Raw genomic sequence first — 24,606 nt, 5'->3', positions numbered from 1 at the left:
CCCGCCGTGGCCTACTTCACCCGCATCCCCGGCCGGGCGCCGGAGTCCGGCGAAAGCAGCCATAGCGCCTCACCGCCGGGGCCGGCGGCCAGTACCATGCCTTCGGAGGTGCCGAAGCGCATCTTCCGTGGTTTCAGATTGGCCACCATCACCGTGAGCCGGCCGACCAGATCCTCGGGGTGGTAGGCGGCCTTGATCCCCGCGAAGACCGTGCGCCGCTCGCCGCCCAGGTCCAGGGTCAGGCGCAGCAGTTTGTCGGCGCCCTCCACCTGGTCGGCGGCGATAATCTCCGCCACCCGCAGGTCCACCGCGGAGAAGGTGTCGATGTCGATCTCCTCGGCGATAGGGTGGCCCTCCAGCTCCCCGGTCGTTCGATCCTGACTGCCCGTGGGGGCAAGACTCTCCCGGGATTCGTCGATCATCGCCTGGATGCGTTGCGGCTCGACGCGGGTCATCAACGGCTTGAAGCGGTTAATGGTGTGGCCGAGCAGCGGCTCCCGGGCATCGGTCCAGCGCTGCTCCCGCAGGGCGAGGAAGGCCTCTGCCTCGCTGGCCATTCGTGGCAGCACGGGCTTTAAGTAGATGGCGAGCACCCGGAACAGGTTGATGCCCTGGGTGCAGATGGCCTGCAGGCGTGGCTCGTCGTCGCCGGCCTTGGCGATGACCCAGGGCTTTTGCTCGTCGATGTACTGGTTGGCCTCATCGGCGAGCGCCATGACCTCGCGCACCATCCGCGAGAATTCACGACGCTCGTAGAGGTCGGCGATGTGTTCACCGGCCTGGGTGAACTTCCGGTAGAGCTCCGGGGCGTCGAGGGTCGTGGCGAGCCGGCCGTCGAAGCGCTTGGTGATGAAGCCCGCGCAGCGGCTGGCGATATTGACAAGCTTGCCGACCAGGTCGGAGTTCACCCGCTGGCTGAAGTCCTCCAGGTTGAGGTCCAGGTCGTGAACGTTGGCCCCGAGCTTGGCGGCGAAATAGTAGCGCAGGTACTCGGGGTTCAAATGGCGTAGATAGGTCTCCGCCATAATGAACGTGCCCCGGGACTTGGACATCTTCTGGCCGTCGACGGTGAGGAAGCCGTGGGCATTCACGGTGGTGGGTCGGCGGAAGCCGGCGCCGTGGAGCATCGCCGGCCAGAACAGGGCGTGGAAGTAGACGATGTCCTTGCCGATGAAGTGATGGAGCTCGGCGCCCGAGTCCGCCGCCCAGAACCGCTCGAAATCGATGCCCTCGCGCTCGCAGAGGTCCTTGAAGCTGGCCATGTAGCCGATCGGGGCGTCGAGCCAGACATAGAAGTACTTGCCCGGGGCGTCCGGGATTTCGAAGCCGAAGTACGGGGCGTCCCGGGAGATGTCCCAGGCCCGCAGGCCCTCGTCGAACCACTCCTGGAGCTTGTTCGCCATCTCTTCCTGCAGCGCCCCCGAGGCGGCCCAGTCCCGCAGCATGCCCTCGAAGTCCTGCAGTCGAAAGAAATAGTGCTCGGATTCCCGCTCCACCGGCCGCTCGCCGGAGATCACCGAGACCGGGTCACGGAGCTCGTCCGGCGAGTAGCTCGCGCCGCAGGCCTCGCAGTTATCGCCATGCTGGTCCGGGGCGCCGCAGCTCGGGCAGGTGCCCTTGATGTAGCGATCGGGCAGGAACATGCCCTCGCGCTCGTCGTAGGCCTGGGTGATGGTGCGCCGTTCGATGTGGCCGGCATCGCGCAGGCGCTCGTAGATCAGCTCGCAGAAGTGGCGATTCTCCTCGCTGTGGGTGGTGTAGTAGTTGTCGAAGGCGATCCCGAAGCCCGCGAAGTCGCGCTGGTGCGCCGCGCCCATGCGCTCGATGAGCTCCTCCGGCGTGGTGCCCTGTTCCCGGGCCTTGAGCATGATCGGCGTGCCGTGGGCGTCGTCGGCGCAGACGTAGTAGCACTCGTTGCCGCGCAGCCGCTGGAAGCGCGCCCAGATGTCGGTCTGGATGTATTCCACCAGGTGGCCGAGATGGATGGGCCCGTTGGCATAGGGCAACGCGCTGGTCACCAGGATCTTTCGGGTCATACGGAGGTTCGCCGCTGTCGACAGGGACCCGCGATTATGCCAGATGGCCGCGGGCGGTTGTTACAACGGCCTGGCCAGCAGGGGGCGCAGGAACCCGGTCATCACCTCAAGGACTTCTTCCGGTCGTTCCCGGTAAGGGGTGTGTCCGCAGTCCGGGACCAGAGCGGTCTGCGTCGGAGCGGAGCAGGCAGCGGCAATCCGGTGTACCTGATCCGTGGTCCCGTACTCGTCTGACGCGCCCTGCATGACCAGTGTGGGGGCCTGAATGCCGCTGAGTTCCGCCTCGATGTTCCAGTCCCGGAAATCGGGGTGCTGCCACGTGTCCACCCAGGCGCGGAAGATGCTTTCGGTCTTGTCGCCGTGATAGCGCGCCAGCTTCTTCGCCAGATCGGTCTCCGCGAAGGCGCGGTCGGCCGCCGCAATGCCGGCCAGGGTGTGCGCCTCGACGAAGGCATGGGCCGCCATGGTGATGCACGCGCGTACGGGGAACCGCGCGGCATAGAGCAGCGCGATGCTGCCGCCGTCACTGTGGCCGATGAGGATGGCGTCCTCAATCCCCGCGGCATCCAGTACCGCGGGCATCCAGTCATGGGCCTCATGGTGCAGATAGGCGGGGGTACGCGGTTCGTCGAGGGGTTCGGAGCCGCCGTAGCCGAGGCGGTCCCAGGCGAAGGCGTCCAGGGCCAGCTCAGCTCCCAGCCTTGCCGGAAAGTCCCGCCAGAACTCGATGCAGCCGAGCCCCTCGTGCAGGAACACCAGCACAGGGCGTGCGCTCTGCCACTGCGCGTCCCTGCGCCACGCCGCGGCCCGCAGGGTGCGGCCATGGACCGAGAGCCATAGGGTCTCTGGCGCCGTCGCCATCATCGGCCCTTCTCGGCCACCGCGAGGGTGACGGTGGCCTTGGCCACCAGCCGCTCGCGCTGGGTGTCACCGCAGTAGACCTCCGATTCCGCCACGATCAGCGAGCGTCCCGGCTTGAGGACGGCGGCCTCGCAGCGTAGCCAGTCGCCGGCGGCGGCGCGTAGGAGGTTGATCTTGAACTCGGCGGTGAGCACCAACTGGCCCTCGGCCACCAGGGTCCCGGCGGCGGCGCCGGCGCTGTGGTCGGCCATGGAGGCCTGCACGCCCGCGTGCACGTAACCGTCCTGCTGCTGGTGGTGTTCGGCGAGCTCGATGCGCGTTACGCAGCGGCCCCGCTCCACCCGTTCCGGGGTGAGTCCCAGGGTGCGGATGAACGGGGCGTCGGAGAAGATCCGCTCGATCTCCGCGCGGTTGAAGGCCTGCTCGTCCACCTCGTCCTCCCTTGCCGCGGCCTCGTCCGCCAAGTTATCGGCGATCTTATCCGGGTGACGTTACGTCAGTGCAACCGGGGCCTGATCGGTTGTCCGGCTCATTCCTCGTCGCCCCGCAACACGGCCTTCGCAACCCGCTCCATGCACTCGTGCTGGGAGAGCGCATCGCAGTCGACGGTGATGTCGGCGGCGCGACGGTATAAGGGCACCCGCTCCTGGTAGACGTCGTAGAGGCTCTGATCCGGCCGGCGGGCGATGCCACGACTGTCCAGGTTGTGGATGCGCTCGTCGATCTCCGTCCAGGGCACGGAGAGGTAGACGATGATGCCATCGCGCCGGAGATGGGCCATAGCGGCATCACTGTAGACCGCGCTCCCCCCCGTGGCGATGACGTGGTCGTGGGCGTCGAGCTCGCACAGGGCCCGCGCTTCGATGGTCTGTAATGCCTCGGCGCCCCCGGAGTCGACGATCTCCTGGAGGCTGCGGCCCTCGCGTTGCTGGATTAGCACGTCGGTGTCCACGAAGGCCTTGCCCAGGCGCTTGGCCAGCAGCACGCCGATGGTGCTCTTGCCCGCCCCCGGCATGCCGATGAGGACCACGTTGCTGCGTGCCATCGCCATTACCCCGCTCCCTGATGCCGCTTGGCCAGTCGCTCCAGGGCCTCGCCGCAGAGGCGGAAACCCCGCCATTCGTCCTGGGCGCGGGCGCCGAGACCCTCGTAGAAGCCGATGGCCGGGGTGTTCCAGTCGAGCACCGACCACTCCAGCCGTCCGCAGCCGCGCTCCACCGCCAGTGCCGCCAACCGCCCGAGCAGCGCGGCGCCGACACCGGCCCCGCGCTGCGCGGGCCGCACGTAGAGGTCCTCGAGGTAGATCCCGGGGCGGGCGAGGAAGGTGCTGTAATTGTGGAAGAACAACGCGAAGCCGGCGGGCCGCCCATCGCGCTCGGCAAGCAGCACCTCGGCATAGGGGCGGGCGCCGAACAGCGTCTCCCGCAGGCGTGCCTCGTCGGCCACCACCTCGTGCGCCAGGTCCTCGTAGTCCGCCAGCTCGCGGATGAAGGCCAGTATCGTCGGGGTGTCCGCGGGTTTGGCGAATCGCAGGCACGTGCCGGTGCCGGTCGAGGGGAGGTCGGTCATGGCGGCAATCGCTCGATGCTCGGTCTCGTTTCGTGCCGCGAGGTCGTTCGCGGCCTCGGTTACGGGATACGAAAAGATCTCGCCCCGGCTATCCCGTGGGACGCCGGGGCGAGTGTATGCCAGGCCGCGGCTGACGGCCAACGGCGACCGGATTCAGAACAGGCAGGCGTCGTCGTCGACCAGTACCTCCTCGTCCATATACGTGGCCTTGAAGTCCTCCCACGGGTGGTAGGTGTTGTTTACCCAGATGCCGTCCTTCTCGTAGCGCACCTGCACGCTGGAGCCGCCATAGGTGATCTGCAGCTCGCCGTCGTGGGGATGGTCCTCCCCATCCTTGATCCGGACGGGGCTTATAGTCGTTACCTCGGTGGTGATCCCGGCGCCGGTCATGGTGCCGTTCATCTCCACTTGGATGATCCCGCCGCCGGCCGGCTCGACCTTGATCTCGTAGTTGAGCCCAAAGCTCCCGGTCTCTTCGCTACCGTCACACAGCGATGAGGTCTTGAGATCCAAGTGGTTGAACTCGATGACACCGCGACCGCTGGACGGATCGGAGTAGACAACGATGGCCCCGTCCATCTCCATGTCCAGCGAGCCCTCCGAGGAGCTCAGCTGCATTACGTAGTCCTCGTAGACGACCGCGGCATGTTCCGGGTAGGCGTCGTCATCCGGCCGCCACTGGCGCACCGAGTCCGTGTCGTAGAAGTAGGAAACCCGGCCATCGAGGAACATGCTGATGAACGGGCTGTCGATGGTGCACTCCCGGTAGATTGCCTCGTAGCTGAGGCCGGGCCCCGGGTTGGTGATGACCTCCATGGTGCCGGAGTCGCACTGGGCGATCTCCATGGGCTGCAGATCCGCGGGCGCCGCAACGCCGGTGCGGGCGAGGGCGAGGGCGGTGAGTCGTCGGCTCCGATCAGCCGGCGGCGCTGAGGTGGTCGACATGGGGCCGATGATCGCGTCCGGGTCCTCCCAGCTGGTGACCATGTCCTGCCAGTCCTCGTGGTCACCCACCATGGAGGTCGCCATGGCCGCGATCTCCTCGTCACTCGGTGCGCTGCCGTCGCCCCCCGTGGAACCGTCGCCGGTACCACCGTCGGCCGGGTCATCGGGGCTGTCCCCGGAGCCATCGTCCGCCGAGGAGTCGTCGGAGGAGTCATCGGGTGCCTCCGTGGCGGGGTCGTCGGTGGAATCCTCGCTCGAGGACGATGAACCGCTGCCGCCGCAACCCACCACCAGCGCCAGCACGGTGGCGGCCAGCAGGCCCCGGGACAGGAGAATATGCAGCCACTTATGCTCGGACATGAGGTCCCCCTTGTTTGTCGTGTTGTCGTCGGTCACTGCATACCCCACCGGCCTTACCCGCGGCTTACACCACAGCTGCTCCGCGCCATGGCCCTGGCGTCCCGTAAGGGGATAGAATCGGTACCCCATCGGCGACATAGCGAACAGGAGCAAACATGGCTGAGCTTTCGCAGGGGGCCGTGGAGAAGGCACTGTCCGGCTGGACGGAGCCCCACTTGGGGACGGATCTGGTCAGCGCCGGTGCCGTCCAGGATATCCAGGTGGACGGCGCGCGGGTCACCGTGCGGCTGATGCTGGGCTTCCCGGTGGAGCACTACCGCGAGGATCTGGCCGCCGCCGTCAGCGAATGCCTGCATGCCGCCGGTGCGGAGTCCGTCACGGTGGAGGCCTCCTGGGCGGTGACGCCTCGTCAGGTGCAGGCGGCGCTGCAGCCCATGGAGTCGGTGAAGAACATCGTCGCCGTCGCCTCCGCCAAGGGCGGGGTGGGCAAGTCCACCACCGCCGCCAACCTCGCCCTGGCGCTGGCCCAGGAGGGGGCCCGGGTGGGCCTGCTGGATGCCGACATCTACGGGCCGAGTCAGCCGCGGATGATGGGCGTGGAGGGGCAGACGCCGCAGAGCCCGGACAACAAGTCCATCCTGCCCCTGGTGGGCCACGGCGTGGAGGTGATGTCCATCGGCGTGCTGGTCAAGCAGGAGGAGGCGGTGGTGTGGCGGGGTCCGATGGTGACCCAGGCCCTGACCCAACTGCTCAATGACACCCGCTGGGGGGAGCTGGACTACCTGCTCATCGACCTGCCGCCCGGCACTGGTGATATCCAGCTGACCCTAGCCCAGCGGGTACCGGTGGCCGGCGCGGTGATCGTGACCACGCCCCAGGACATCGCCACCCTGGATGCCCGGCGCGGGATCCGCATGTTCCAGAAGGTGAAGGTGCCGGTGCTCGGGGTGGTGGAGAACATGGCGCTGCATGTGTGCTCGAACTGCGGCCACGAGGAGCACATCTTCGGTGCCCACGGCGGCGAGCGGCTCGCCGAGGCCGAAGGTGTGCCGCTGCTGGGGTCGCTGCCGCTGGACATCGGTATCCGCGAGCAGACCGATGCCGGCCAGCCTACGGTGATCGCGGAGCCCGATGGCCGGGTGGCGGCGCTGTACCGTGAGGCGGCCCTGGCCACCGCGGGGCGGCTGTCCCGGCAGGCGGGGGCCGGCGAGAGCCGGTTCCCGGACATCCAGGTCGACGACGACTGAGGCTGGACGGAACTATCGGGGTCGCGGACAATGCCGCGGCCGTGGGCCGATTTGGGGAGCAGCGTCGCCGTGCCGATCAAGTCCGACAAGTGGATCCGCCGCATGGCCGAGGAAACCGGGATGATCGAGCCCTTCGAGCCCGGCCAGATCCGCGTGCGCGATGATGGTCAGCGGATCATCTCCTACGGCGTCTCCAGCTATGGCTACGACGTCCGTTGCGCCAGCGAGTTCAAGGTCTTCACCAATATCAACTCCGCCATGGTGGATCCCAAGGCCTTCGACGAGGCGAGCTTCGTCGATATGGCCGCCGATGTGTGCATCATCCCGCCGAATTCCTTCGCCTTGGCGCGGACCATCGAGTACCTCCGCATCCCGCGCGATGTGCTCACCATCTGCGTGGGTAAGTCCACCTACGCGCGCTGCGGCATCATCGTCAACGTGACGCCGCTGGAGCCGGAATGGGAAGGGCACGTGACCCTGGAGTTCTCCAACACCACGCCGCTGCCGGCGAAGATCTACGCCAATGAGGGCGTGGCGCAGATGTTGTTCCTGGAGTCCGATGAGCCCTGTGAGTACTCCTACCGGGACCGCCGGGGTAAGTACATGGGCCAGAGTGGGGTGACCCTGCCGCGGCCCTAGTTGCGGTTCGCGCTCAGTTGCGGGCCAGCCCTTCTATTCCGGTGAGCAGCAGCTCGAAGGTGCCGTCGTCGCGTTCCCACTGCTCGATGCGTACCGCGAGATAGTCGAGCTCCGGGGCGCACCACATCCGGGTCTCCCGTTTCCCCTCCTCGTCACGGCGCACCACCTTCACGGTTTCGAACCGGCCGGCGGGCGTGTCGATGGTCTCCTCGCCCTCGATGGTGACGGTGTAGGTCTTGAGCTCGCCGCCGTCGGCGATGCGGTAGGTCAGGGAATCCTCGCCGGGCTCGCGCACCGCGAGGTCGTGCATCAGTTGCAGCGGGCTGACCACGCGGTCCAGCGCGTCCGGGGGGACCTCCATGCGCCAGGGCGGGTCGTCGACGTCGTTGACCACCTCGCCGGCACCCCAGTCGAACTGGAGCTCCGCCCGGCGGGCGCGGTCGTCGCCGCTGCGTTCATAGGTATAGCGCAGGGGGCGGAAGCCGTCCTCGACCACCAGCCCCATGCTGCGCTCGCGGATACGGGCGCTGGTGAACCAGCCGGCGATGCCAGTGGGCCGCGTATACATGCGGTAGAGGTAGCGCTCCGGCGTGGGCCGGCTGAAGGTGAGTGTTGCCCGTCCCAGGGTCAGGATCCCCCGGTCCAAGCGGTACTCGGCCTCGAACGGCGGCGGTGCCTCCGCCGCCGGGGCCGGGGTCGCTGCGATGACGGCGAGCAGGCCGGTAAGGAGCAGTACCTTCATGAGGTCTCCGTGGAGGCGAGGGCGGTTTCCAGTGGATCCTGGGCCGAGAGGTCGGTGTCCGCCTCGATGACCGGTGCCGCGATGTCGGTGCGTCCGTCGAAGGCGACCGTATCGTCGCTGAGCTGTACCCGGCCCTGCGCGATCCAGCGCACCGCGAGCGGGTAGATGCGGTGCTCCTGGGCTTGCACCCGGGCCTTCAGCGCCTCCGGGGTGTCGTCCGGATGAACCGGCACCCGTGCCTGCACGATCACCGGCCCGGCATCGAGCTCCGGGATCACGAAGTGGACGCTCGCGCCGTGCTCGCCGACGCCGTCGGCCAGGGCCCGCTCATGGGTGTGCAGCCCGCGGTAGGCGGGGAGCAGGGAGGGGTGGATGTTGATCAGCCGGCCGTAATAACGCTCGACGAACCCCGGGGTAAGGATGCGCATGAAGCCCGCTAGCACCACCAGGTCCGGGTCGTAGGCATCGATGGCGTGGGCGAGGGCGGTGTCGTAATCCTCCCGGCAGGGATGTTCCCGGTGCGGCAGGACCTCGGTGGGGATACCGGCCGCCCGGGCCCGCTGCAGGCCGTGGGCATCGGTGCGGTTGCTGATCACCCCAACGACATCGGCGGGAAAATCGCTGTCCGCCTGGGCATCGATGAGGCTCTGCAGGTTGCTGCCGGTGCCGGAGATCAGCACCACGACCCGGGCGCGCCTGTCTGTCATCCTGCCTCCTCCAGGCGGACGCGGCCCCCTCCCGGGTCCGCCTCCACCACGCGTCCCAGCCGCCAGGCCCGCTCGCCGTGCCCACGCAGACAGGCGATGGCGTCATCCGCGGCCGTCTCCGGCACCATGTAGACCATACCCACCCCGCAGTTGAAGGTGCGATACATCTCCGTGTCGGCGATGCCGCCGGTCTCCTGTAACCAGCGAAAGACCGGCGGCCACTCCCAAGAGGCGGTATCAACGACGGCGCCGCTGCCCTCGGGCAGCACCCGTGGCAGGTTCTCCGGCAGGCCACCCCCGGTGATGTGGCAGATGCCGTGCACCGGTACCGCGTCGAGCAGCGCCAGGGTGGCGGGGACATAGATCCGCGTGGGGGCGAGCAGGGCGTCGGCGAGGGTGGCGCCCTCGAAGGGGCTGTCCAACGGGGTACCGGCATCGGCCAATACCCGCCGTACCAGTGAGAAGCCATTGGCATGGATGCCGCTGGAGGCGACGCCGATGAGCGTATCCCCTGGCCGGCAGGCGCTACCGTCAATGATGGCCTCGCGCTCGACGATGCCCACGCAGAAGCCGGCCAGGTCGTAGTCACCGCCGGCGTACATACCGGGCATCTCGGCGGTTTCCCCGCCGATCAGGGCTGCTCCGGCCTCGCTGCAGCCTCGGGCGATGCCGCGGATGACCTGCTCGGCGACGTCCACGTCCAGGGCCGCGGTGGCGTAGTAGTCCAGGAAATACAACGGCTCGGCGCCGGCGACCACCACGTCATTGGCGCACATGGCCACCAGATCAACGCCGATGCCGTCGTGGCGGCCGGCCTCGATGGCGAGCCGGAGCTTGGTGCCTACGCCGTCGGTGCCCGAGACCAGCACGGGCCGGCGGTAGCGCTCCACCGGCAGCTCGAAGAGGCCACCGAAGCCCCCCAAGCCGCCGAGCACCTCCGGGCGCCGGGTCGCGGCCACCGCGTCGCGGATTCGCTCCACCAGTGCCGCGCCGGCGTCGATGTCCACCCCCGCATCGCGGTAAGTGAGCCCTTCGTTCCCCTGGCCGTGGTCTGCCACGCTTTGCCTCCCGTCGTGCACTTGGGCCGGTCGTCGCTCGAGGACGGTCATGATAACGTAAGCGGCGGCACGCTGCGGTGCAGTGAACGGCACGGAGAGGGCATGAAAGCAACAGCGGCCCGGCTCGGGCTCTGGGGGATCTTCGTGATCGGATTGATCGCGGTCTCGGCGGCGACAGCCCCGGCGGCCACGGTGGACGAGCGGGTGGTGTTGCCGCTGCCCGGCGATGCCGGCGAGGCGGAGGAACAGGCGCTGCGCCGGCAGGCCCTGGAGCATATGGCCCGCCGGCTTACCGGTCGCGAGGTGGCCGATGCGGTCTCGGGGTTGCTCCCCCGGGCCGGGGAGTTCATCGACACAAGCGCCACCCGTCAGGGCGCGGAGGGTGAGGAGCTCGTGCTGGGCTTTCGGACGGAGGCCCTGCGTCAGGCCCTGCGGGATCAGGGTGTGGCGGTATGGCTGCGCGAGCGTCCGCCGGTCCTGATCTGGCTGGCCCGCGACGACGGCGACGGGCGCCGGCTGGTGGAGGCGGACACAAGCCTGGCCGAGGCGATGCGGGCGGGCGCCCGGGAGTACGGCATCCCGGTGCTGTGGCCGCTGTTGGACCTCGCCGACCGTCAGGCCTTGGGGTTCCAGGACATCGCCGGCGGCTTCAGCGCGCCGGTGGCCGAGGCCACCCGCCGTTACGATACCCGTCTGGCGGTGACCGGGGTGCTGCGCCGCGATGGCGGTGCTTGGCGGCTGCGCTGGCAGCTCATCGCCGACGGCCGCGGCATCGGCGGCGGTGAGCTCCGCGACGCCGAGCCGGCGGCCCTGTCGAGTCCGCTCTGGGGGCGTATCGCCGAGCGCCTGCGGGAGGACTACACCAGCCGCGGCGGCGCCGGTGAAGCGCTGACCCTGCGGGTGCAGGGGCTCACCTCACTGGCGGACTTCGCGGCCGCCGAGCGCACCCTCGCGGGCACCGCGGGCGTGACCGGCGTCCGGCTGGAGGTGATTGAGGGTGACGAGGCGCGGTTTCGAGTCCAGGCGGAGGTGAGCGCCGGGCGGCTGAATGACCTCCTGATTCGCAGCCCGCGCTGGCGCCGGGGCGCCGACGGGAGTGGGGGCGCGGACCTCCAGTGGGCCGGCACCGGGGGCGGCGGATGAGCGGGCTCCGGGAGGGTCGAGGCTGGCGCCAGCTGGCCCTGGACTTCCGCTGGGACGAGTCGGCCGAGCTGGGCGCCTTCGTCCCCGGTCCCAACGCCGAGGCGGTGGCGGCGGTGCGCCGGGCGGCGGTGCGGCCCGGCCAGCCCGTCTATCTCTACGGCGAACCGGGGACCGGCAAATCGCACCTGCTGCAATCGGCCTGTACGCTGGCCACCTCCGCGGGGCGGACGGCCGTCTATCTCCCGCTGGGCGAGATGCTCGAGTGGAGCGCCGGTTTGCTCGACGGCCTCGAGAACGTTTCCCTGGTGGCCCTGGATGACCTCCATCGCCTGCGTGACCGGCCCGCCTGGCAGGAGGCGTTGTTCTATCTGTTCAACCGCTTGCGCGACGCCGGCGGCCAGCTGATCGTCGCCGCCGACCAGCGCCCCGGTCGCATCGGTCTGACGCTGCCAGACCTGGTCTCGCGTCTGCAGTGGGGCCTGGTGTTCTGCCTGCGCGAGCTCTCCGACGAGGACCGGCTGGTGGCCCTGCAGCGGCGCGCCCACAGCCGCGGCATGGAGCTCCCCGAGGAGACCGCCCGCTATCTGCTGGCCCATTACCCGCGGCGCACGCGGTATCTCTTCGGCCTGCTCGAGGAGCTGGACGTGGCCTCACTGCAGGCCCGCCGCCGCCTTACGATCCCGTTCCTCAAGCGCGTGCTTGGCCCTGCCGACCAGTGAGCCGTTTCACCCGGCCGCCGTACCCCGGTACCGGCCCAGTCGCACGAAGCCCATGGCCGCCGTGAAGTAGGTGAGGGTGATCACCAGCTCGGCGAGCCCCAGCCAGCGTCCCGGCGCCGGCCCCGCTGCCGCCAGCACCGCGTGGATGAAGTAGGCGAGCACCAGCAGGCTGCTCCAGGCCACCGTGTAGCGGCGCCGGCGCAGAAGCCCGCGCAGCGGCAAAAGCCAGGGGGCTATCAAGAGAACGAGCACCGGCGCGCGCAGCGACTCCGGCGGTGGCGCGACCCATAGGTACCAAAGCATGAGCAGCGCGAACTGCGCCGTCCAGGTGGCAAGCAGGGTCCGGTAGCAGGCCGTCTCCGCGGTCACCGGCGCCCCCGGGCCAGCTGCAGCGCCGCTTCGGTGAGCCGGTGCCCCAGCGCCCGGCACAGACGGGCCTCGTCCTCATCCACGGGGCGGTCACTGTCGGCACCGGCGTAGTGGCTCGGGCCGTAGGGCGTGCCGCCGGTGGTGGTGGAGCGCAGTGTCTCCTCGGTGTAGGGCAACCCGACGAGGAACATGCCGTGGTGGAGGAGGGGCAGCATCATGGTCAGCAGCGTCGCCTCCTGGCCGCCGTGCAGCGAGGCGGTGGAGGTGAACGCCGCCGCCGGCCGCCCCGCAAGGGCACCGCTCATCCATAGGTCCGAGGTGCCATCCAGGAAGTACTTCAGCGGTGCCGCCATGTTACCGAACCGCGTGGGGCTGCCGAGGGCGAGGCCGTCGCAGGCCAGCAAGTCGTCGCGCTCGGCGTAGGGTGGGCCGCTGGCCGGGATGTCGTCGGCGACGGCCTCGCAGACCGTGGATACCGGGGGCACTGTGCGTAGCCGCGCCGATGCCCCCTCCACCGATTCCACGCCATGGGCGATGAGCTCGGCCATCGCGGCGGTGGCCTCGAAACGGCTGTAGTAGAGGATCAGGATCTCGGTCATTGCGGCAGGATCTCCAGCACCTGCTCGGGCGGCCGCCCGAGGGCGGCGCGGCCGTTGCAGACCACGATGGGGCGCTCGATGAGCCGGGGATGGGCGGAGAGGGCCTTGAGCAGCGTACGCTCGTCCAGCTCCGGCTCGTCGAGGCCGAGCTCGCGATATTCCTTCTCCTTGTGCCGCATCAACTCGCGGGCGCCGATGCCGAGCATGGCGGTGATTTCCGCCAGGGTGTCTGCATCGGGCGGCTCCTTGAGATACTCCACGATCTGCGGCTCGATACCCTGCTCGCGGAGCAGGGCAAGCGTCTGCCGGGATTTGCTGCAGCGGGGGTTGTGGTAGATGCGCACCTGCATGGTGGAGCTCCTCTCGGCTACAATGGGTCGCATATTGGCGGGGTATATTCGGGAAGGCAACGTGGATGGCCTGAGGTGGCTGACACGGCTGGCCGTGGCCACGGTGCTCGCCAGCGCCGGGGGTTGCGCCGGCGGTCCGGGGGGTGCACCGGTGCAGGAGATGAGCGACGCCAGACAGGCCCTCGAGGCCGCTCGGCGAGCCGAGGCGGTGGCGCCGGTGCGCGTGGAACGGGCGCAGGCGTGGCTAGAGCGGGCCCGCCAGCGGCTGGATGCCGGCGAGTATGACGGTGCCCGTCGGGCCGCCCGGGCCGCGCGCGAGTTCGCCAACCCGATTCCCTAGCGATTGCGTCACCAGCTTCCAGGAGGCGGATATGGAGCAACGTGCCTGGCACGTACACGGCCGTGTCCAAGGGGTGTTTTTCCGCGCGGCAACCCAGGAGCAGGCGCGGAACCTGGGGGTGTCCGGGTATGCCAGGAATCTCCCCGAGGGCAGCGTTGAGGTGGTCGCCGCCGGCGATACCGCCGCGCTCGATGCGCTCGAGGACTGGCTCGCCGATGGCCCGCCCCAGGCGAGGGTGACGGCGGTGCAGCGCGTGGAGATCCCGGGCCCGGTGGGGGCGGGTTTCGAAACGCGTTGAGCCGCGGCCCCCGGTGCGTTGCTTTACGCCGGTGGCGAGACGTGGAAACATAACGCGCCGGCGAAGGGACCGATCCGCAGGCCGCGCGCCCGTCGGGTGTTTTCGGCCGAAACTGTCTCGAGAGGGGAACGATGAGAACGAAGCTGATACTCGCTGCCGGCGTGGCGCTGGCGCTTACGGGCCCGGTCCAGGCCCAGGGCGACCCGGCCGCCGGCGCCGACAAGGCGCAGACCTGTCTCGGCTGCCACGGCGTGGCCGGCTATCGCAATGCCTACCCGAGCTACCGGGTGCCGAAGCTCGGTGGCCAGCATGCGCAGTACCTGGAGTCTGCGTTGAAGGCCTACAAAAACGGGGCGCGGCAGCACATGACCATGCAGGCCCAGGCGATGTCGCTGACCGAGCAGGACATCCAGGACATCGCGGCCTACTTCGCCCAGGTCGGCGGGGAGTAAGGGGAGAGGACGATGAGGACACTGCTTTGCATGCTCGTGCTCGGCGCGTCGCTCGGCTTGAGCACCCAGGCCGCGGCCATCCCGCCGGGGGACGCGGAGGCTGGCGAGTCCAAGGCCGAGCCCTGCATGGCCTGCCATGCGCCCGGCCTCGACAACCCCGCCTTCCCGCGGATCTCCGGCCAGCACGCCGGCTATCTGTACTACTCCCTGCGCGCCTATGCCAGCGGTGACCGCCAGGATCCGGTGATGAGCGGTCAGGTGAGCGGCCTCTCCGACCGGGACATGGCAGACCTGGCTACCTACTTCTCCACGCTGGACGGCGAGCTGAGCACCGTCTCGCGCTGAGCCGCGGAGGGAGTCCTATGCGATCGCTACTGCTGCTGGCCCACGGGAGCCGCCGGGACGCCTCCAACGATGAGGTGCGCGGACTGGCCACGGCAGTGGCGGCCCGCATGGATGGTCGCTACGACCGTGTCGCCTGCGCCTTCCTGGAGCTCGCCGAGCCGTCGATCGGGGAGGCCATTGACCGGGAGGTGGCCGCGGGCTGCGACGAGGTGATCTGCCTGCCGTACTTCCTTTCGGCCGGGCGCCATGTCAGCGAGGATATCCCCGGCCTGATCGAGGCGGCGCGGGAACGCCACCCGCAGGCCCGAATCCGCCTGGAGCGCTATCTCGGTGCCCAGAACCGCCTCGCCGACCTCATCGCCGAGGTCGTACCCTAGGCGGCATCCCCGGCGAGGAGCGCGGTGTAGCCATCCCGGAATCCGGGGTAGCGCAAACGGTAGCCGCTGGCGCGGAGCCGCCCGTTATCATAGCGCCGGTTGGCGGTGGCGCCTTCCGGGGAGTGCCGTGGCGGTGTCGGGCAGCCCATTTGCCCGGCGAGCCATTCCATGACCGCGCATTCGGTGGCCGGCTCGTCGTCCACGCCCAGGTACAGGCGCTCCGGCTCCGTGAGCCCCGCGAGGTGGGCGAGGAATCCGACGCAGTCGTCCTCGTGGATGCGGTTGGTCCAGCGGGGCGGTGCCCCCTGACAGGGGGCCCCCTCACGGACCCGGCGCAGGAGCCGGTCCCGGCCTTGACCGTAGATCCCGGCGAAGCGCACCACGGTCGCCGGCCAGGGGGCGCCGTGGGCCACCGCCTCGGCGTCCCGTAGTCGGCGGCCGGAGAAGCGAGTCGGCTCCGCGGGGCTGTCCTCGTCCACCCAGCGCCCGTCCTGCTGGCCGTAGACGCCGGTGCTGGAGACGAAGCAGTGCCATGCCGGCACCGCACCGTTGGCCTGCAGCGCCTCGATGAGGTTGCGCTGGCCAAGGACGAAGGCATCGCGATAGCCGTCATCCGTGTATTCGGTAGGGGTCACGATGTAGAACACCGCCTCCGGACGGCAGTCGGCCAGGGCGGCCGTCAGGGTTTCCGGGTCGCAGAGATCCGCCTGCAACGGGGTGATTGGTGCCGGGAGGGGGTTCGCGCTGCGGCGTAAGCCCCAGACCCGGACATTGGGACCGGCGAGGGCCCGGCCGAGCCTCTGGCCGATGCGCCCGCATCCGGCGATCAGCACCTCGCGGTAGGGATGGGCCATGATTGCCTCGCGGTTTCGTTCCGACCGACCATTGTGTGACACGCATTCGGGGAGAGTCCATGTCCGCCCAACGACTCGCGCGCATGCGCGCCGCCCTGGACCGGCGCCAGCCGGACTTGCGCGTGCTGCTCGACGGGGTCCACAAGCCGCATAACCTCTCGGCCATCCTGCGGACCTGCGATGCGGTGGGGGTGGCCATCGCCCATGCCGTGCCCGCCCCTGGTGGTGAGGTGGGGGTTCGCCGGCACGCCTCCTCAGGTGCCGGACAGTGGGTGGGGCTGCGCCGCCATGACAGTCTGCAGGCCGCCGTTGGCGCCCTCCGGGGTGAAGGCGTGCGGATCCTCGCGGCGCATCACTCGGAGCGGGCGATGGACTTTCGCTCGGTGGACTACACCCGCCCCTGCGCCGTGCTCATGGGTGCCGAGCTCCACGGGGTCAGTGCCGAGGCGGCGGAGCTCGCCGACGCCCACGTGGTCATTCCCATGGCAGGGCTGTGCGAGTCGCTGAACGTCTCGGTGGCCGCTGCCGTGATACTGTTCGAGGCCCAGCGCCAGCGTGCCGACGCCGGCCTCTATGACCATCCGCGCCTGGACCCGCAGACCTACCGACGCCGGCTGTTCGAGTGGCTGCATCCGCGCATCGCCCGGCACTGCCGGCAGCAGGGGCGCGATTATCCGGAGATCGATGAGGACGGCGATATCATCGCCGCGCCGGGCTGAGGCCGCGATTCACTGGGGGTGCCAGCGTGCCCGCAGGGCGTTGAACACCCGATTGGGATACCAGGTTTCGCCGAGGCTGCCGTTGTAGCGGGCCAGCGCCCGGGTGAGGTTACCGTCCTCGATGTCCAGGTAATGCCGGAGGATGGTGCAGCCCATGCGTAGATTGGTCTCCGGGCGGAAGAGATTGTCGTTTGGGCGCTCGAGCTCCTCGAGCCAGAACGGCATGACCTGCATGTAGCCCCGGGCCCCGGCGCTGGAGATGGCGAAGCGCTGGAAGTTGCTCTCGACCTGGATCAGTGCCAGCACCCACTCCGGTTCCAGGTCCGCACGGCGGGCCTCGTAGTGGACCAGGCGCAGGAACTCCATGCGCCGCTGGGGGTCCGGCATCCGCTCGCGTAGCCGGGTGGCCATGTCCATGAGCCAGACCTCGGCATCGAAGCGGTTCTCGAAGCTGTCGCTCGCGGACAGGGCCCGCTCCAGGGCGTCACGTAGGGCCGGGTCGGGGCGTTGCCCCTGGGACGCCGGCGCCACCGCGGCCACGGTCAGGAGCAGCATGGCGAGCCACCAGCCGGGGGGTCGCATGGCGCCTTACCCGGTCTCCGCGCAGCGCTGGGTCAGCGCTTCCACCGCGCCCTCCAGCGGCAGGTTCTCGCTCTCGGCGGCCCGGCGATGCCGGTACTCGATGGTCCCCTCGTCGAGGCCGCGCTCGCCGATGACGATGCGGCGGGGGATGCCGATGAGCTCCATGTCGGCGAACTTCACCCCGGGCCGGGCCTCCCGGTCATCCCAAAGGCACTCCACGCCCGCCGCCTGCAGCGCCCGGTACAGGCGCTCCGCGGTCTCCGCCACCCGGGGCGACTTGTGGGCATTGATGGAGACGATGGCCAGCTGGAACGGTGCCATGGGGTCGGGCCAGATGATGCCGTGTTCGTCGTGGTTCTGCTCGATGGCCGCCGCCACCACCCGGGAGACGCCGATGCCGTAGCAGCCCATGTGCAGGAAGGCGTCGCGGCCATGCTCGTCGAGCACGGTCGCCCCCATGGACTCGCTGTACTTGGTGCCGAGCTGGAAGATGTGGCCCACTTCGATGCCCCGGGTGATGTGCAGGGTGCCCTCGCAGCGCGGGCAGCCCTCACCGGCCCGGACCGTGCGCAGCTCGGCGGTCTGCGGCGCCGGCGTATCGCGGCCCCAGTTGAGGTTCACCCAGTGCCAGTCCGCGCGGTTGGCGCCGGAGGAGAAGTTGGTGGCCGCCGCGGCCCGGTGGTCCACTAGCGTTCGCAGCCCCTGTGGCAGCCCTACCGGGCCGATGAAGCCCCGGGGCACGCCGGTGGCGTCGAAGGCCTCCTCCGGCTCGGCGAGGCGCACCGTCTCCGCGCCCAGGGCGTGGGCCGCCTTGACCTCGTTGAGCTCGTCGTCGCCGGCGACGAACAGGACCACGGGCTCGTCGTCGGCCATGACCACCACGCTCTTCACCACCTGTGCCGCGGTGATACCCAGCATCTCCGCCTGCTCGGCCACGGTCTCGATGCCGGGGGTGGGCTTCTCCTCGGCGGGACGCGGCGCTTGCGGCTCGGGCAACGGCGGGCGGCTGGCCGCCAGCTCGGTGTTCGCCGTGTAGTCGCAACGCTCGCAGGCGGCGATCTCGTCCTCGCCGGACTCGGCTAGGACGTGGAATTCCTCGGAGACGCTGCCGCCGATGGCGCCGGAGTCCGCCTTCACCGGGCGGAAGTCGAGGCCCAGGCGCTGGAAGATCCGGCTATAGGCGCCGCGCATGTCCTGATAGGTGGCCTCCAGGGAGGCCTCGTCCAGGTGGAAGGAATAGGCATCCTTCATCAGGAACTCGCGGGCGCGCATCACGCCGAAGCGCGGCCGAATCTCGTCGCGGAACTTGGTCTGTATTTGGTAGTAGGTCAGCGGCAGCTGGCGGTAGCTGCGCAGCTCGCGCCGTAGCAGATCGGTGATCACCTCCTCGTGGGTGGGGCCGAAGCAGAACTCGCGGCCGTGACGATCGGTGATTCGCAGCAGTTCCGGGCCGTAGAGATCCCAGCGCCCGGATTCCTGCCAGAGCTCAGCGGGCTGGACCGCCGGCATCAGCAGCTCCATGCCGCCGATACCGTCCATCTCCTCGCGCACGATCCGCTCGACGCGCTGGAGCACCCGCAGCCCCAGTGGCTGCCAGGTGTACAGGCCGGCGCCGAGGCGGCCGATCATGCCGGCGCGCAGCATCAGCCGGTGGCTGGCGATCTCCGCGTCCGCGGGGGTTTCCTTGGAGGTGAACAGGGGAAAACGGCTGGCTCGCATGACGGGCTGATGCCTCCGGAGGCTGTTCGGATTGTCTCGCCGGCGCAAAGCCTAGGGGCTCACGGCGACCCTGTCACGCCATTATCCGCGCGCGGGCGCTTCGCTCAAGCATGGCCGGCCCCGCCGGCAGGCCGGGCTTGACGCCCCAACCGCCGGCAAGTAGGTTTTCCGGGTTTCCCCATGCGCGAGAACGTGGGTCCGGTCCCTGAGCGGATCCGGCGGCATTCTTTTCGGGTAGGCATCATGCGGCACATCATCTCCATCCTCGTGGTGAACGAGTTCGGCGCCCTCGGGCGCATCGCCGGGCTGTTCACCGCGCGCGGCTACAACATCGAGTCGCTCAGCGTCGCCCCCACCGATGACGCCACCGTCTCGCGCATGACGCTGGTAACCATCGGCGACGACCAGATCATCGAGCAGATCATCAAGCAGCTCAACAAGCTGCTGGATGTGGTCAAGGTCCTGGACATCACCGAGGCCGAGCACATCGAGCGGGAGATGATGCTGGTGAAGGTCCAGGCGGCCACCAGTGACGCCCGCGAGGAGTTCAAGCGCCTGGCGGATATCTTCCGCGGGCGTGTGCTCAACGTGACCGAGAAGACCTATACCATCGAGCTCACCGGCACCAGCAGCAAGCTGGATGCCTTCCTCGAGGTCATCGGGCGCAAAACGCCCGTGGAGGTCGTGCGTTCCGGGGTGATCGGCATCGCCCGGGGTGACCGTCAGATGCGCGTCTGAGCCGTCTCCACGGTCGCCTCCCGCAGCACCCACACACAGAGAAGCGGTGAAAGCAATGAAGGTTTTCTACGATAAGGACGCCGATCTTTCCATCATCCAGGGCATGAAGGTCGCGGTGGTGGGCTACGGCTCCCAGGGCCACGCCCACGCCAACAACCTCAAGGAGTCCGGGGTGCCGGTGGTGGTGGGCCTGCGCCAAGGCTCCGCCTCCGCCCGCAAGGTGGAGCAGGCCGGGCTGGAGACGGCCAGTATCGAGGACGCGGTGGCCCGCGCGGACCTGGTGATGATCCTTACCCCGGACGAGCACCAGGCGTCCATCTATCGCGACAAGATCGAGCCCAACCTCAAGGAGGGGGCGGCCATCGCCTTCGCCCACGGGTTCAATATCCACTACGGCCAGATCGAGCCAAGGCCGGACCTGGATGTGCTCATGGTTGCCCCCAAGGGCCCCGGTCATCTGGTGCGCTCCACCTACGTGGAGGGCGGCGGCGTGCCCTCGCTCATCGCCATCCACCAGGACGCCTCCGGGCGGGCCCGGGACGTGGCCCTGTCCTATTCGGTGGCCATCGGTGCGGGCCGTTCCGGGGTCATCGAGACCAGTTTCCGCGAGGAGACCGAGACCGATCTCTTCGGCGAGCAGGTGGTGCTCTGCGGCGGCATGACCGAGCTGATCACCGCCGGCTTCGAGACCCTGGTGGAGGCGGGCTATTCCCCGGAGATGGCCTATTTCGAGTGCCTGCACGAGACCAAGCTCATCGTGGACCTGCTCTACGAGGGCGGTATCGCCAACATGCGCTACTCCATCTCCAACACCGCCGAGTACGGCGACTTCACCCGCGGGCGTCGGGTGATCAACGAACAGTCCCGCCGGGCGATGGGTGAGATCCTCGAGGAGATCCAGAACGGCGAGTTCGCCAAGGAGTTCGTCCTCGAGAACCAGGCCAACGCGCCGCGCTTGAAGGCCATGCGCCGCAAGGCCGCCGAGCACCCCATCGAGGAAGTCGGCGGGCGGCTGCGCGAGATGATGCCCTGGATCCGTGCCAAGCAGCTGGTGGATAAGGAGCGCAACTAACCACCGGCGTTCATGGCCGGCGCCCGGCGCTGGCAAGCCAGGTACCCGCCCGGTAGGCTGGGCGGGTGTCATTCCGCTCACCCGAGAGGGCCATGGACGACGACACCACCCGTCCGCGCCGGCGCGGGATCTACCTGCTGCCCAATCTGCTGACCACCATCGCGCTGTTCTTCGGCTTCTACGCGGTGGTGGCGGCGAATAACGAGTCCTACCAGCTCGCTGCAATCGCCATCTTCGTGGCCATGGTGATGGATGGCATGGACGGGCGGGTAGCCCGGCTGACCAACACCCAAAGCGATTTCGGCGTCCAGTACGACAGCATCGCCGACATGGTCTCCTTCGGTGTCGCGCCGTCGCTGGTGGTCTACCAGTGGGCGCTGCGGGATCTCTCCCAGCTCGGCGACACCTGGGCCAAGCTCGGCTGGCTCGGCGCCTTCGTCTACACCGCCTGCGCCGGTCTGCGCCTGGCGCGGTTCAATACCCAGGTCGGGGTGGCGGACAAGCGCTTCTTCCAGGGGCTGCCCAGCCCGGCCGCCGCCGCTACGTTGGCGGGGATGGTCTGGGCCGGCAACCGCCTGGAGTTCGGTGGCTGGGGCGCCGGGGTCCCGGCGCTGGCACTGACCGTGGTCGCCGGCGTGCTCATGGTCAGCAACATCCGGTACTACAGCTTCAAGGAGGTGGACTTCCGCTACCGGGTGCCGTTCATCGCCATCGTCCTGCTGGTCATGGTGGTGGCGTTGTCCTCGGTGCACCCCCCGACCTTCCTGTTCCTGGTGGCGCTTACCTACATGGCCTCCGGGCCGGTGCTGACGATGATCCTGCGGCGCCGGCGTCTCCGGGCCCGCCATCACCACCACCATCCCTCGTGAGTGTCCCGATGGACGAGGCGCGCCGCCGGGAGTATCTCAAACGGATGGGCATCCCGCTGTGGCTGCGGCGGGAGACTGCCTCGGCCCCTGCGGCAGACGCGGTGAGCGCGCAGGGTGCGCGGCCCGTTCCCCATGATGACTCGGCCGCGAGCCCCGTGGTCGATTCGCCGGCGCCGGAGCGCGGCGGGGAGGACCGGGAAGGCCTGTGGCAGGCGCTCGAGGCGGAGGTCGCGGAGTGCACCGCCTGTGCGCTGCACGCCACGCGCACCCAGGCGGTCTGCGGGGTGGGGGCGCGGGCGGCGTCGCTGATGATCGTCGGCGAGGCGCCGGGCGCCGACGAGGACCGGCTCGGCGAGCCCTTCGTCGGCCGGGCGGGGCGGCTGCTCGACGAGATGCTCCGTGCCATCGGCCTGGCCCGTACTCAGGTCTACATCACCAACATCCTCAAGTGCCGGCCGCCCAACAACCGCGATCCACAGCCCGCCGAGATCGCCGCCTGTGAGCAATTCCTGCGCCGCCAGCTGGCGTTGGTCTCGCCGCGGGTGATCCTGGCGGTGGGGCGGGTCTCGGCCCAGTACCTGCTCGATACCGACCAACCGCTGGGGCGACTGCGGGGGCGTTGGCACGCCTACGGGCCGGCGGCCACGCCCCTTTGGGTGACCTATCATCCGGCCTATCTGCTGCGCAGGCCGGTGGAGAAGCGCAAGGCCTGGGCGGACCTTAAGCGCGTGCAGGCCCGCGTGCAGGGGGAGGGTGAATGAGTGCCGAGCCCTCGGAGCTGGCGGTCATTCGACCGATGCGTGAAGCCGACATCCCGGCGGTGATGCGCATCGAGCAGGCCGCCTATGACTTTCCCTGGACCGCGGGCATCTTCCGGGACTGCCTGCGTATGGGCTATGACTGCGTCGTGCAGCGCTCCGGCGGTGAGGTGGTGGGCTATATGCTCCTGTCCGCGGCCGCCGGCGAGGCCCACATCCTCAACCTTGCGGTGGATCCGGAGCGCCGCCGCGAGGGCTTCGCCCGCCGCCTGCTCCGGCGCGGCCTGGAACGGGCCCGCGAGCTGGGTGCCGATACGCTGTTCCTGGAGGTCCGCCCCTCGAACACCGCGGCGCTGCGGCTCTACCTCGCCGAGGGGTTTCGCCGGGTGGGCCGGCGCCGGGACTACTACCCCACCGCCGACGGCCGCGAGGACGCCCTGGTGCTGCGGCGCAGGCTGGAGCGGCGAGGGCGGTGAAACGCCGGCCGGTGCTGGCCTGGGCGATGTACGACTGGGCCAACTCGGCCTTCGCCGCCGTGGTCATCGCCGGTTTCTTCCCCCTGCTGTTCCAGGACTACTGGAGCGCGGATATCGACGCCGCCGGGAGCAACCTCCGCCTCGGCCTGGCCAACGCCGTCGCCAGCCTGATCCTTATCGCCCTCGCACCGCTGCTCGGTGCCGTGGCCGACCACCTCGGGGCGCGCAAGCGCTTCCTGTTCCGATTCGCGATCCCCGGCATGTTGGCCACCGCCGCCCTGGCCTGGGTGCCGGGTGGGGCGTGGCCCGCCGCCGCGGCGCTGTTCATCTGCGCCTCGGTGGGCTTCATGGGCGCGAACGTGTTCTACGACGCCCTGCTCACGGAGGTGGCGCCGGAATCGCGCTGGCATGCCGTCTCCGGGCTGGGTTTCGGGCTTGGCTATCTGGGTGGTGGGCTACTCTATCTGGGCTGTGTGATCGCCGCCCTCAACCCGGCGGCCTTCGGTTTCCCGGATGCCGGTGCGGCGGCGCGGGCCGGCTTTGTGGCGACGGCACTCTGGTGGGCGGTGTTCTCCCTGCCCCTGGCCCTGGCGGTCCCCGAGCGGCCGGCGCCGGCCGGCGCGACGGCCTGGCGCTCCGGCTGGCGGCAGTTGCGCGAGACCCTGCGCCACTTGGGTCGCCTGCGGCCGGTGGTGATTTTCCTGGTGGCCTACTGGCTCTACATAGACGCCGTGCACACCGTGATCCGCATGGCCGTGGCCTACGGCCGCTCCCTGGGCTTCGAGCAGGGCGATCTCATCATCGCATTGCTGGTGGTGCAGTTCGTCGGCTTCCCGGCCGCGATCGCCTACGGCCGGCTCGGGGAGCGCTGGGGGCCGCGGCGGGCGGTATACCTCGGGCTGTTGGTGTATGCCGGGGTCTGCATTTGGGGGGTGTTCATCCGCTCGCCCTGGGAGTTCTACGCCATTGCTGTGTTGGTGGGGCTGGTCCAGGGGGGCGTGCAGGCGCTGAGCCGCTCGCTATACGCCCGGCTCATCCCCGCCGGCCGGGCTGGCGAGTTCTTCGGCTTCTATAACCTGCTCGGCAAGTTCGCCGCCCTGGTGGGACCGGTGCTGTTCGGGTTGTTCGGCACCGCCTTGGGGGACGTGCGCTACTCCATGTTGGCGCTGATCGGATTGTTTGCCGCCGGGGCCTGGCTGCTGGGGCGGGTCCCCGAGTCCGCCTTCCGCGGCGAGCAGGATGAGCCACGGATGAACCCCGATGCACGGAAATGAACCCGTTCCAGGGCAAAGCGCTGTCGAGGCCTTGTCCCCTGCGGTTTCGTCCGGTCCGTTTCAGTATGCGCCCCCACGTTCATCAGAGGCGGGCAAACATGGCGTTATAATGATCCGCCAACTCGCCAACGGAGGTAGACATGGAGCGCGATGACGCCCGACAGCAGGACAGACAGCGCGGCGAGGGCGAGCGGCCGCCCTCGTTCCTTCAGGTAATGAAGAGCGTGGCGGCGGCGGCCTTCGGGGTGCAGAGCGAGGAGGCCCGGCAGCGGGACTTCAGCCACGGACGCGCTGGCCCGTTCATCATCGCGGGCATCATCTTCACCGCGGCCTTCGTCATCGTGCTGGTGGTGATCGTGAATCTGGTGCTGAGCTCGGCGGGGGTGTGA

The 24,606-nt window shown here is 69.2% G+C and carries 32 protein-coding genes; 17 read left to right on the top strand and 15 right to left on the bottom strand.

Features of this window, described 5'->3' with window-relative positions; genetic code table 11:
* Positions 1 to 11 precede the first annotated feature (11 nt).
* The 6 genes from metG to ACQ754_RS13000 all read right to left on the bottom strand — a co-directional run bounded on the left by metG (position 12) and on the right by ACQ754_RS13000 (position 5,771).
* Complete coding sequence (gene metG, locus ACQ754_RS13025; RefSeq protein ID WP_440997467.1) at positions 12 to 2,036, bottom strand: methionine--tRNA ligase; 2,025 nt, start codon at positions 2,034 to 2,036, stop codon at positions 12 to 14.
* 60 nt (positions 2,037 to 2,096) lie between these two features.
* A complete protein-coding gene (locus tag ACQ754_RS13020; protein ID WP_440997466.1) occupies positions 2,097 to 2,900 on the bottom strand; it encodes an alpha/beta fold hydrolase in 804 nt (267 codons plus the stop codon).
* Positions 2,897 to 3,361 (bottom strand): PaaI family thioesterase, encoded by a 465-nt coding sequence (locus ACQ754_RS13015; RefSeq protein WP_440997465.1) that lies wholly within the window; start codon positions 3,359 to 3,361, stop codon positions 2,897 to 2,899. Before ACQ754_RS13015 ends, ACQ754_RS13020 begins: the two co-directional genes overlap by 4 nt.
* Before the next feature lie 65 nt (positions 3,362 to 3,426).
* The gene (locus ACQ754_RS13010; RefSeq protein WP_440997464.1) at positions 3,427 to 3,948 is read right to left on the bottom strand and encodes a shikimate kinase; all 522 of its coding nucleotides are present in this window, start codon (positions 3,946 to 3,948) and stop codon (positions 3,427 to 3,429) included.
* Positions 3,948 to 4,466, bottom strand: a complete 519-nt coding sequence (locus tag ACQ754_RS13005) for an N-acetyltransferase family protein (RefSeq protein WP_440997463.1) — start codon at positions 4,464 to 4,466, stop codon at positions 3,948 to 3,950. The genes ACQ754_RS13010 and ACQ754_RS13005 overlap by 1 nt, the downstream gene beginning before the upstream one ends.
* Before the next feature lie 153 nt (positions 4,467 to 4,619).
* Positions 4,620 to 5,771 carry a hypothetical protein gene (locus ACQ754_RS13000; RefSeq protein ID WP_440997462.1) on the bottom strand — a complete coding sequence of 384 codons (1,152 nt, stop codon included), beginning with the start codon at positions 5,769 to 5,771 and terminating at the stop codon, positions 4,620 to 4,622.
* 155 nt (positions 5,772 to 5,926) lie between these two features.
* Between ACQ754_RS13000 and apbC the strand changes: the two genes are divergently transcribed.
* Together apbC and dcd are read left to right on the top strand one after the other, a co-directional pair.
* Positions 5,927 to 7,018, top strand: coding sequence for an iron-sulfur cluster carrier protein ApbC (gene apbC / locus ACQ754_RS12995; RefSeq protein WP_440997461.1), 1,092 nt, complete (start codon positions 5,927 to 5,929; stop codon positions 7,016 to 7,018).
* Positions 7,019 to 7,087: 69 nt separating this feature from the next.
* Entirely contained in the window at positions 7,088 to 7,657 is a 570-nt protein-coding gene (gene dcd / locus ACQ754_RS12990) for a dCTP deaminase (RefSeq protein WP_440997460.1), read from the top strand.
* Between the two features lie 13 nt (positions 7,658 to 7,670).
* On the opposite strand, the gene ACQ754_RS12985 is transcribed toward dcd, so the two are convergent.
* From ACQ754_RS12985 to purM, 3 genes are read right to left on the bottom strand one after another with little or no spacing between them, the layout of a single operon-like run.
* Positions 7,671 to 8,399, bottom strand: a complete 729-nt coding sequence (locus ACQ754_RS12985; protein ID WP_440997459.1) for a DUF3108 domain-containing protein — start codon at positions 8,397 to 8,399, stop codon at positions 7,671 to 7,673.
* Positions 8,396 to 9,106, bottom strand: a complete 711-nt coding sequence (purN, locus tag ACQ754_RS12980; protein ID WP_440997458.1) for a phosphoribosylglycinamide formyltransferase — start codon at positions 9,104 to 9,106, stop codon at positions 8,396 to 8,398. The genes ACQ754_RS12985 and purN overlap by 4 nt, the downstream gene beginning before the upstream one ends.
* A complete protein-coding gene (gene purM, locus ACQ754_RS12975) occupies positions 9,103 to 10,164 on the bottom strand; it encodes a phosphoribosylformylglycinamidine cyclo-ligase (RefSeq protein ID WP_440997457.1) in 1,062 nt (353 codons plus the stop codon). The genes purN and purM overlap by 4 nt, the downstream gene beginning before the upstream one ends.
* Positions 10,165 to 10,266: 102 nt before the next feature.
* Between purM and ACQ754_RS12970 the strand changes: the two genes are divergently transcribed.
* On the top strand, positions 10,267 to 11,307 hold the full coding sequence (locus ACQ754_RS12970) for a DUF2066 domain-containing protein (RefSeq protein WP_440997456.1): 1,041 nt from the start codon (positions 10,267 to 10,269) through the stop codon (positions 11,305 to 11,307).
* Positions 11,304 to 12,026 carry a DnaA regulatory inactivator Hda gene (gene hda, locus ACQ754_RS12965; RefSeq protein ID WP_440997455.1) on the top strand — a complete coding sequence of 241 codons (723 nt, stop codon included), beginning with the start codon at positions 11,304 to 11,306 and terminating at the stop codon, positions 12,024 to 12,026. The genes ACQ754_RS12970 and hda overlap by 4 nt, the downstream gene beginning before the upstream one ends.
* Positions 12,027 to 12,032: 6 nt before the next feature.
* On the opposite strand, the gene ACQ754_RS12960 is transcribed toward hda, so the two are convergent.
* Genes ACQ754_RS12960 through arsC form a run of 3 tightly spaced genes read right to left on the bottom strand, consistent with a single transcriptional unit; the run spans position 12,033 to position 13,344 of the window.
* On the bottom strand, positions 12,033 to 12,395 hold the full coding sequence (locus ACQ754_RS12960; RefSeq protein ID WP_440997454.1) for a DUF2069 domain-containing protein: 363 nt from the start codon (positions 12,393 to 12,395) through the stop codon (positions 12,033 to 12,035).
* Positions 12,392 to 12,994, bottom strand: coding sequence for an NAD(P)H:quinone oxidoreductase (gene wrbA, locus ACQ754_RS12955; RefSeq protein ID WP_440997453.1), 603 nt, complete (start codon positions 12,992 to 12,994; stop codon positions 12,392 to 12,394). The genes ACQ754_RS12960 and wrbA overlap by 4 nt, the downstream gene beginning before the upstream one ends.
* On the bottom strand, positions 12,991 to 13,344 hold the full coding sequence (gene arsC, locus ACQ754_RS12950; RefSeq protein ID WP_440997452.1) for an arsenate reductase (glutaredoxin): 354 nt from the start codon (positions 13,342 to 13,344) through the stop codon (positions 12,991 to 12,993). The genes wrbA and arsC overlap by 4 nt, the downstream gene beginning before the upstream one ends.
* Before the next feature lie 61 nt (positions 13,345 to 13,405).
* On the opposite strand from arsC, the gene ACQ754_RS12945 reads away from it, so the two are divergent.
* The 5 genes from ACQ754_RS12945 (at position 13,406) to ACQ754_RS12925 (ending at position 15,156) form a co-directional block, all read left to right on the top strand.
* Positions 13,406 to 13,684 carry a DUF4398 domain-containing protein gene (locus ACQ754_RS12945; RefSeq protein ID WP_440997451.1) on the top strand — a complete coding sequence of 93 codons (279 nt, stop codon included), beginning with the start codon at positions 13,406 to 13,408 and terminating at the stop codon, positions 13,682 to 13,684.
* Between the two features lie 31 nt (positions 13,685 to 13,715).
* Positions 13,716 to 13,982 (top strand): acylphosphatase, encoded by a 267-nt coding sequence (locus ACQ754_RS12940; protein ID WP_440997450.1) that lies wholly within the window; start codon positions 13,716 to 13,718, stop codon positions 13,980 to 13,982.
* A 131-nt stretch (positions 13,983 to 14,113) separates the two neighbouring features.
* Complete coding sequence (locus tag ACQ754_RS12935) at positions 14,114 to 14,434, top strand: c-type cytochrome (protein ID WP_440997449.1); 321 nt, start codon at positions 14,114 to 14,116, stop codon at positions 14,432 to 14,434.
* Positions 14,435 to 14,446: 12 nt separating this feature from the next.
* Positions 14,447 to 14,779, top strand: coding sequence for a c-type cytochrome (locus tag ACQ754_RS12930; protein ID WP_440997448.1), 333 nt, complete (start codon positions 14,447 to 14,449; stop codon positions 14,777 to 14,779).
* 17 nt (positions 14,780 to 14,796) lie between these two features.
* Positions 14,797 to 15,156 (top strand): sirohydrochlorin chelatase, encoded by a 360-nt coding sequence (locus ACQ754_RS12925; RefSeq protein ID WP_440997447.1) that lies wholly within the window; start codon positions 14,797 to 14,799, stop codon positions 15,154 to 15,156.
* Here ACQ754_RS12925 and ACQ754_RS12920 read toward each other — a convergent pair.
* Entirely contained in the window at positions 15,153 to 16,010 is an 858-nt protein-coding gene (locus ACQ754_RS12920; RefSeq protein WP_440997446.1) for an SDR family oxidoreductase, read from the bottom strand. The genes ACQ754_RS12925 and ACQ754_RS12920 overlap by 4 nt on opposite strands.
* Positions 16,011 to 16,069: 59 nt before the next feature.
* Between ACQ754_RS12920 and trmH the strand changes: the two genes are divergently transcribed.
* The gene (gene trmH / locus ACQ754_RS12915) at positions 16,070 to 16,729 is read left to right on the top strand and encodes a tRNA (guanosine(18)-2'-O)-methyltransferase TrmH (protein WP_440997445.1); all 660 of its coding nucleotides are present in this window, start codon (positions 16,070 to 16,072) and stop codon (positions 16,727 to 16,729) included.
* A gap of 9 nt (positions 16,730 to 16,738) precedes the next feature.
* On the opposite strand, the gene ACQ754_RS12910 is transcribed toward trmH, so the two are convergent.
* Positions 16,739 to 17,311 (bottom strand): lytic transglycosylase domain-containing protein, encoded by a 573-nt coding sequence (locus ACQ754_RS12910; RefSeq protein WP_440997444.1) that lies wholly within the window; start codon positions 17,309 to 17,311, stop codon positions 16,739 to 16,741.
* 6 nt (positions 17,312 to 17,317) lie between these two features.
* Positions 17,318 to 19,030: a proline--tRNA ligase gene (locus tag ACQ754_RS12905; protein WP_440997443.1), complete on the bottom strand. Its 1,713-nt coding sequence runs from the start codon at positions 19,028 to 19,030 to the stop codon at positions 17,318 to 17,320.
* A 243-nt stretch (positions 19,031 to 19,273) separates the two neighbouring features.
* On the opposite strand from ACQ754_RS12905, the gene ilvN reads away from it, so the two are divergent.
* The 7 genes from ilvN to ACQ754_RS12870 all read left to right on the top strand — a co-directional run bounded on the left by ilvN (position 19,274) and on the right by ACQ754_RS12870 (position 24,606).
* A complete protein-coding gene (gene ilvN / locus ACQ754_RS12900; protein ID WP_440997442.1) occupies positions 19,274 to 19,768 on the top strand; it encodes an acetolactate synthase small subunit in 495 nt (164 codons plus the stop codon).
* Between the two features lie 55 nt (positions 19,769 to 19,823).
* Complete coding sequence (gene ilvC, locus ACQ754_RS12895) at positions 19,824 to 20,840, top strand: ketol-acid reductoisomerase (RefSeq protein ID WP_440997441.1); 1,017 nt, start codon at positions 19,824 to 19,826, stop codon at positions 20,838 to 20,840.
* Positions 20,841 to 20,932: 92 nt separating this feature from the next.
* The gene (pssA, locus tag ACQ754_RS12890) at positions 20,933 to 21,709 is read left to right on the top strand and encodes a CDP-diacylglycerol--serine O-phosphatidyltransferase (RefSeq protein WP_440997440.1); all 777 of its coding nucleotides are present in this window, start codon (positions 20,933 to 20,935) and stop codon (positions 21,707 to 21,709) included.
* An 8-nt stretch (positions 21,710 to 21,717) separates the two neighbouring features.
* Positions 21,718 to 22,470 carry a uracil-DNA glycosylase gene (locus ACQ754_RS12885; protein WP_440997439.1) on the top strand — a complete coding sequence of 251 codons (753 nt, stop codon included), beginning with the start codon at positions 21,718 to 21,720 and terminating at the stop codon, positions 22,468 to 22,470.
* The gene (rimI, locus tag ACQ754_RS12880) at positions 22,467 to 22,943 is read left to right on the top strand and encodes a ribosomal protein S18-alanine N-acetyltransferase (RefSeq protein WP_440997438.1); all 477 of its coding nucleotides are present in this window, start codon (positions 22,467 to 22,469) and stop codon (positions 22,941 to 22,943) included. Before ACQ754_RS12885 ends, rimI begins: the two co-directional genes overlap by 4 nt.
* On the top strand, positions 22,940 to 24,217 hold the full coding sequence (locus ACQ754_RS12875) for an MFS transporter (protein ID WP_440997437.1): 1,278 nt from the start codon (positions 22,940 to 22,942) through the stop codon (positions 24,215 to 24,217). Before rimI ends, ACQ754_RS12875 begins: the two co-directional genes overlap by 4 nt.
* 140 nt (positions 24,218 to 24,357) lie before the next feature.
* On the top strand, positions 24,358 to 24,606 hold the full coding sequence (locus ACQ754_RS12870) for a DUF2970 domain-containing protein (RefSeq protein ID WP_440997436.1): 249 nt from the start codon (positions 24,358 to 24,360) through the stop codon (positions 24,604 to 24,606).

It is taken from the genome of Arhodomonas sp. SL1 (assembly GCF_052060015.1).
GTDB lineage: Bacteria > Pseudomonadota > Gammaproteobacteria > Nitrococcales > Nitrococcaceae > Arhodomonas.
Note: the sequence above shows the minus strand (reverse complement) of the source record. Positions and strands in the feature narration are given on the sequence as shown.

Coding starts and splice junctions, on each gene's coding strand:
- metG (WP_440997467.1), bottom strand. CDS start 2,036: ATGACCCGAAAGATCCTGGTGACCAGCGCGTTGCCCTATGCCAACGGG.
- ACQ754_RS13020 (WP_440997466.1), bottom strand. CDS start 2,900: ATGATGGCGACGGCGCCAGAGACCCTATGGCTCTCGGTCCATGGCCGC.
- ACQ754_RS13010 (WP_440997464.1), bottom strand. CDS start 3,948: ATGGCGATGGCACGCAGCAACGTGGTCCTCATCGGCATGCCGGGGGCG.
- ACQ754_RS13005 (WP_440997463.1), bottom strand. CDS start 4,466: ATGACCGACCTCCCCTCGACCGGCACCGGCACGTGCCTGCGATTCGCC.
- ACQ754_RS13000 (WP_440997462.1), bottom strand. CDS start 5,771: ATGTCCGAGCATAAGTGGCTGCATATTCTCCTGTCCCGGGGCCTGCTG.
- apbC (WP_440997461.1), top strand. CDS start 5,927: ATGGCTGAGCTTTCGCAGGGGGCCGTGGAGAAGGCACTGTCCGGCTGG.
- ACQ754_RS12985 (WP_440997459.1), bottom strand. CDS start 8,399: ATGAAGGTACTGCTCCTTACCGGCCTGCTCGCCGTCATCGCAGCGACC.
- purN (WP_440997458.1), bottom strand. CDS start 9,106: ATGACAGACAGGCGCGCCCGGGTCGTGGTGCTGATCTCCGGCACCGGC.
- ACQ754_RS12970 (WP_440997456.1), top strand. CDS start 10,267: ATGAAAGCAACAGCGGCCCGGCTCGGGCTCTGGGGGATCTTCGTGATC.
- hda (WP_440997455.1), top strand. CDS start 11,304: ATGAGCGGGCTCCGGGAGGGTCGAGGCTGGCGCCAGCTGGCCCTGGAC.
- wrbA (WP_440997453.1), bottom strand. CDS start 12,994: ATGACCGAGATCCTGATCCTCTACTACAGCCGTTTCGAGGCCACCGCC.
- arsC (WP_440997452.1), bottom strand. CDS start 13,344: ATGCAGGTGCGCATCTACCACAACCCCCGCTGCAGCAAATCCCGGCAG.
- ACQ754_RS12940 (WP_440997450.1), top strand. CDS start 13,716: ATGGAGCAACGTGCCTGGCACGTACACGGCCGTGTCCAAGGGGTGTTT.
- ACQ754_RS12935 (WP_440997449.1), top strand. CDS start 14,114: ATGAGAACGAAGCTGATACTCGCTGCCGGCGTGGCGCTGGCGCTTACG.
- ACQ754_RS12930 (WP_440997448.1), top strand. CDS start 14,447: ATGAGGACACTGCTTTGCATGCTCGTGCTCGGCGCGTCGCTCGGCTTG.
- ACQ754_RS12925 (WP_440997447.1), top strand. CDS start 14,797: ATGCGATCGCTACTGCTGCTGGCCCACGGGAGCCGCCGGGACGCCTCC.
- ACQ754_RS12920 (WP_440997446.1), bottom strand. CDS start 16,010: ATGGCCCATCCCTACCGCGAGGTGCTGATCGCCGGATGCGGGCGCATC.
- trmH (WP_440997445.1), top strand. CDS start 16,070: ATGTCCGCCCAACGACTCGCGCGCATGCGCGCCGCCCTGGACCGGCGC.
- ACQ754_RS12910 (WP_440997444.1), bottom strand. CDS start 17,311: ATGCGACCCCCCGGCTGGTGGCTCGCCATGCTGCTCCTGACCGTGGCC.
- ACQ754_RS12905 (WP_440997443.1), bottom strand. CDS start 19,030: ATGCGAGCCAGCCGTTTTCCCCTGTTCACCTCCAAGGAAACCCCCGCG.
- ilvN (WP_440997442.1), top strand. CDS start 19,274: ATGCGGCACATCATCTCCATCCTCGTGGTGAACGAGTTCGGCGCCCTC.
- ilvC (WP_440997441.1), top strand. CDS start 19,824: ATGAAGGTTTTCTACGATAAGGACGCCGATCTTTCCATCATCCAGGGC.
- pssA (WP_440997440.1), top strand. CDS start 20,933: ATGGACGACGACACCACCCGTCCGCGCCGGCGCGGGATCTACCTGCTG.
- ACQ754_RS12885 (WP_440997439.1), top strand. CDS start 21,718: ATGGACGAGGCGCGCCGCCGGGAGTATCTCAAACGGATGGGCATCCCG.
- rimI (WP_440997438.1), top strand. CDS start 22,467: ATGAGTGCCGAGCCCTCGGAGCTGGCGGTCATTCGACCGATGCGTGAA.
- ACQ754_RS12870 (WP_440997436.1), top strand. CDS start 24,358: ATGGAGCGCGATGACGCCCGACAGCAGGACAGACAGCGCGGCGAGGGC.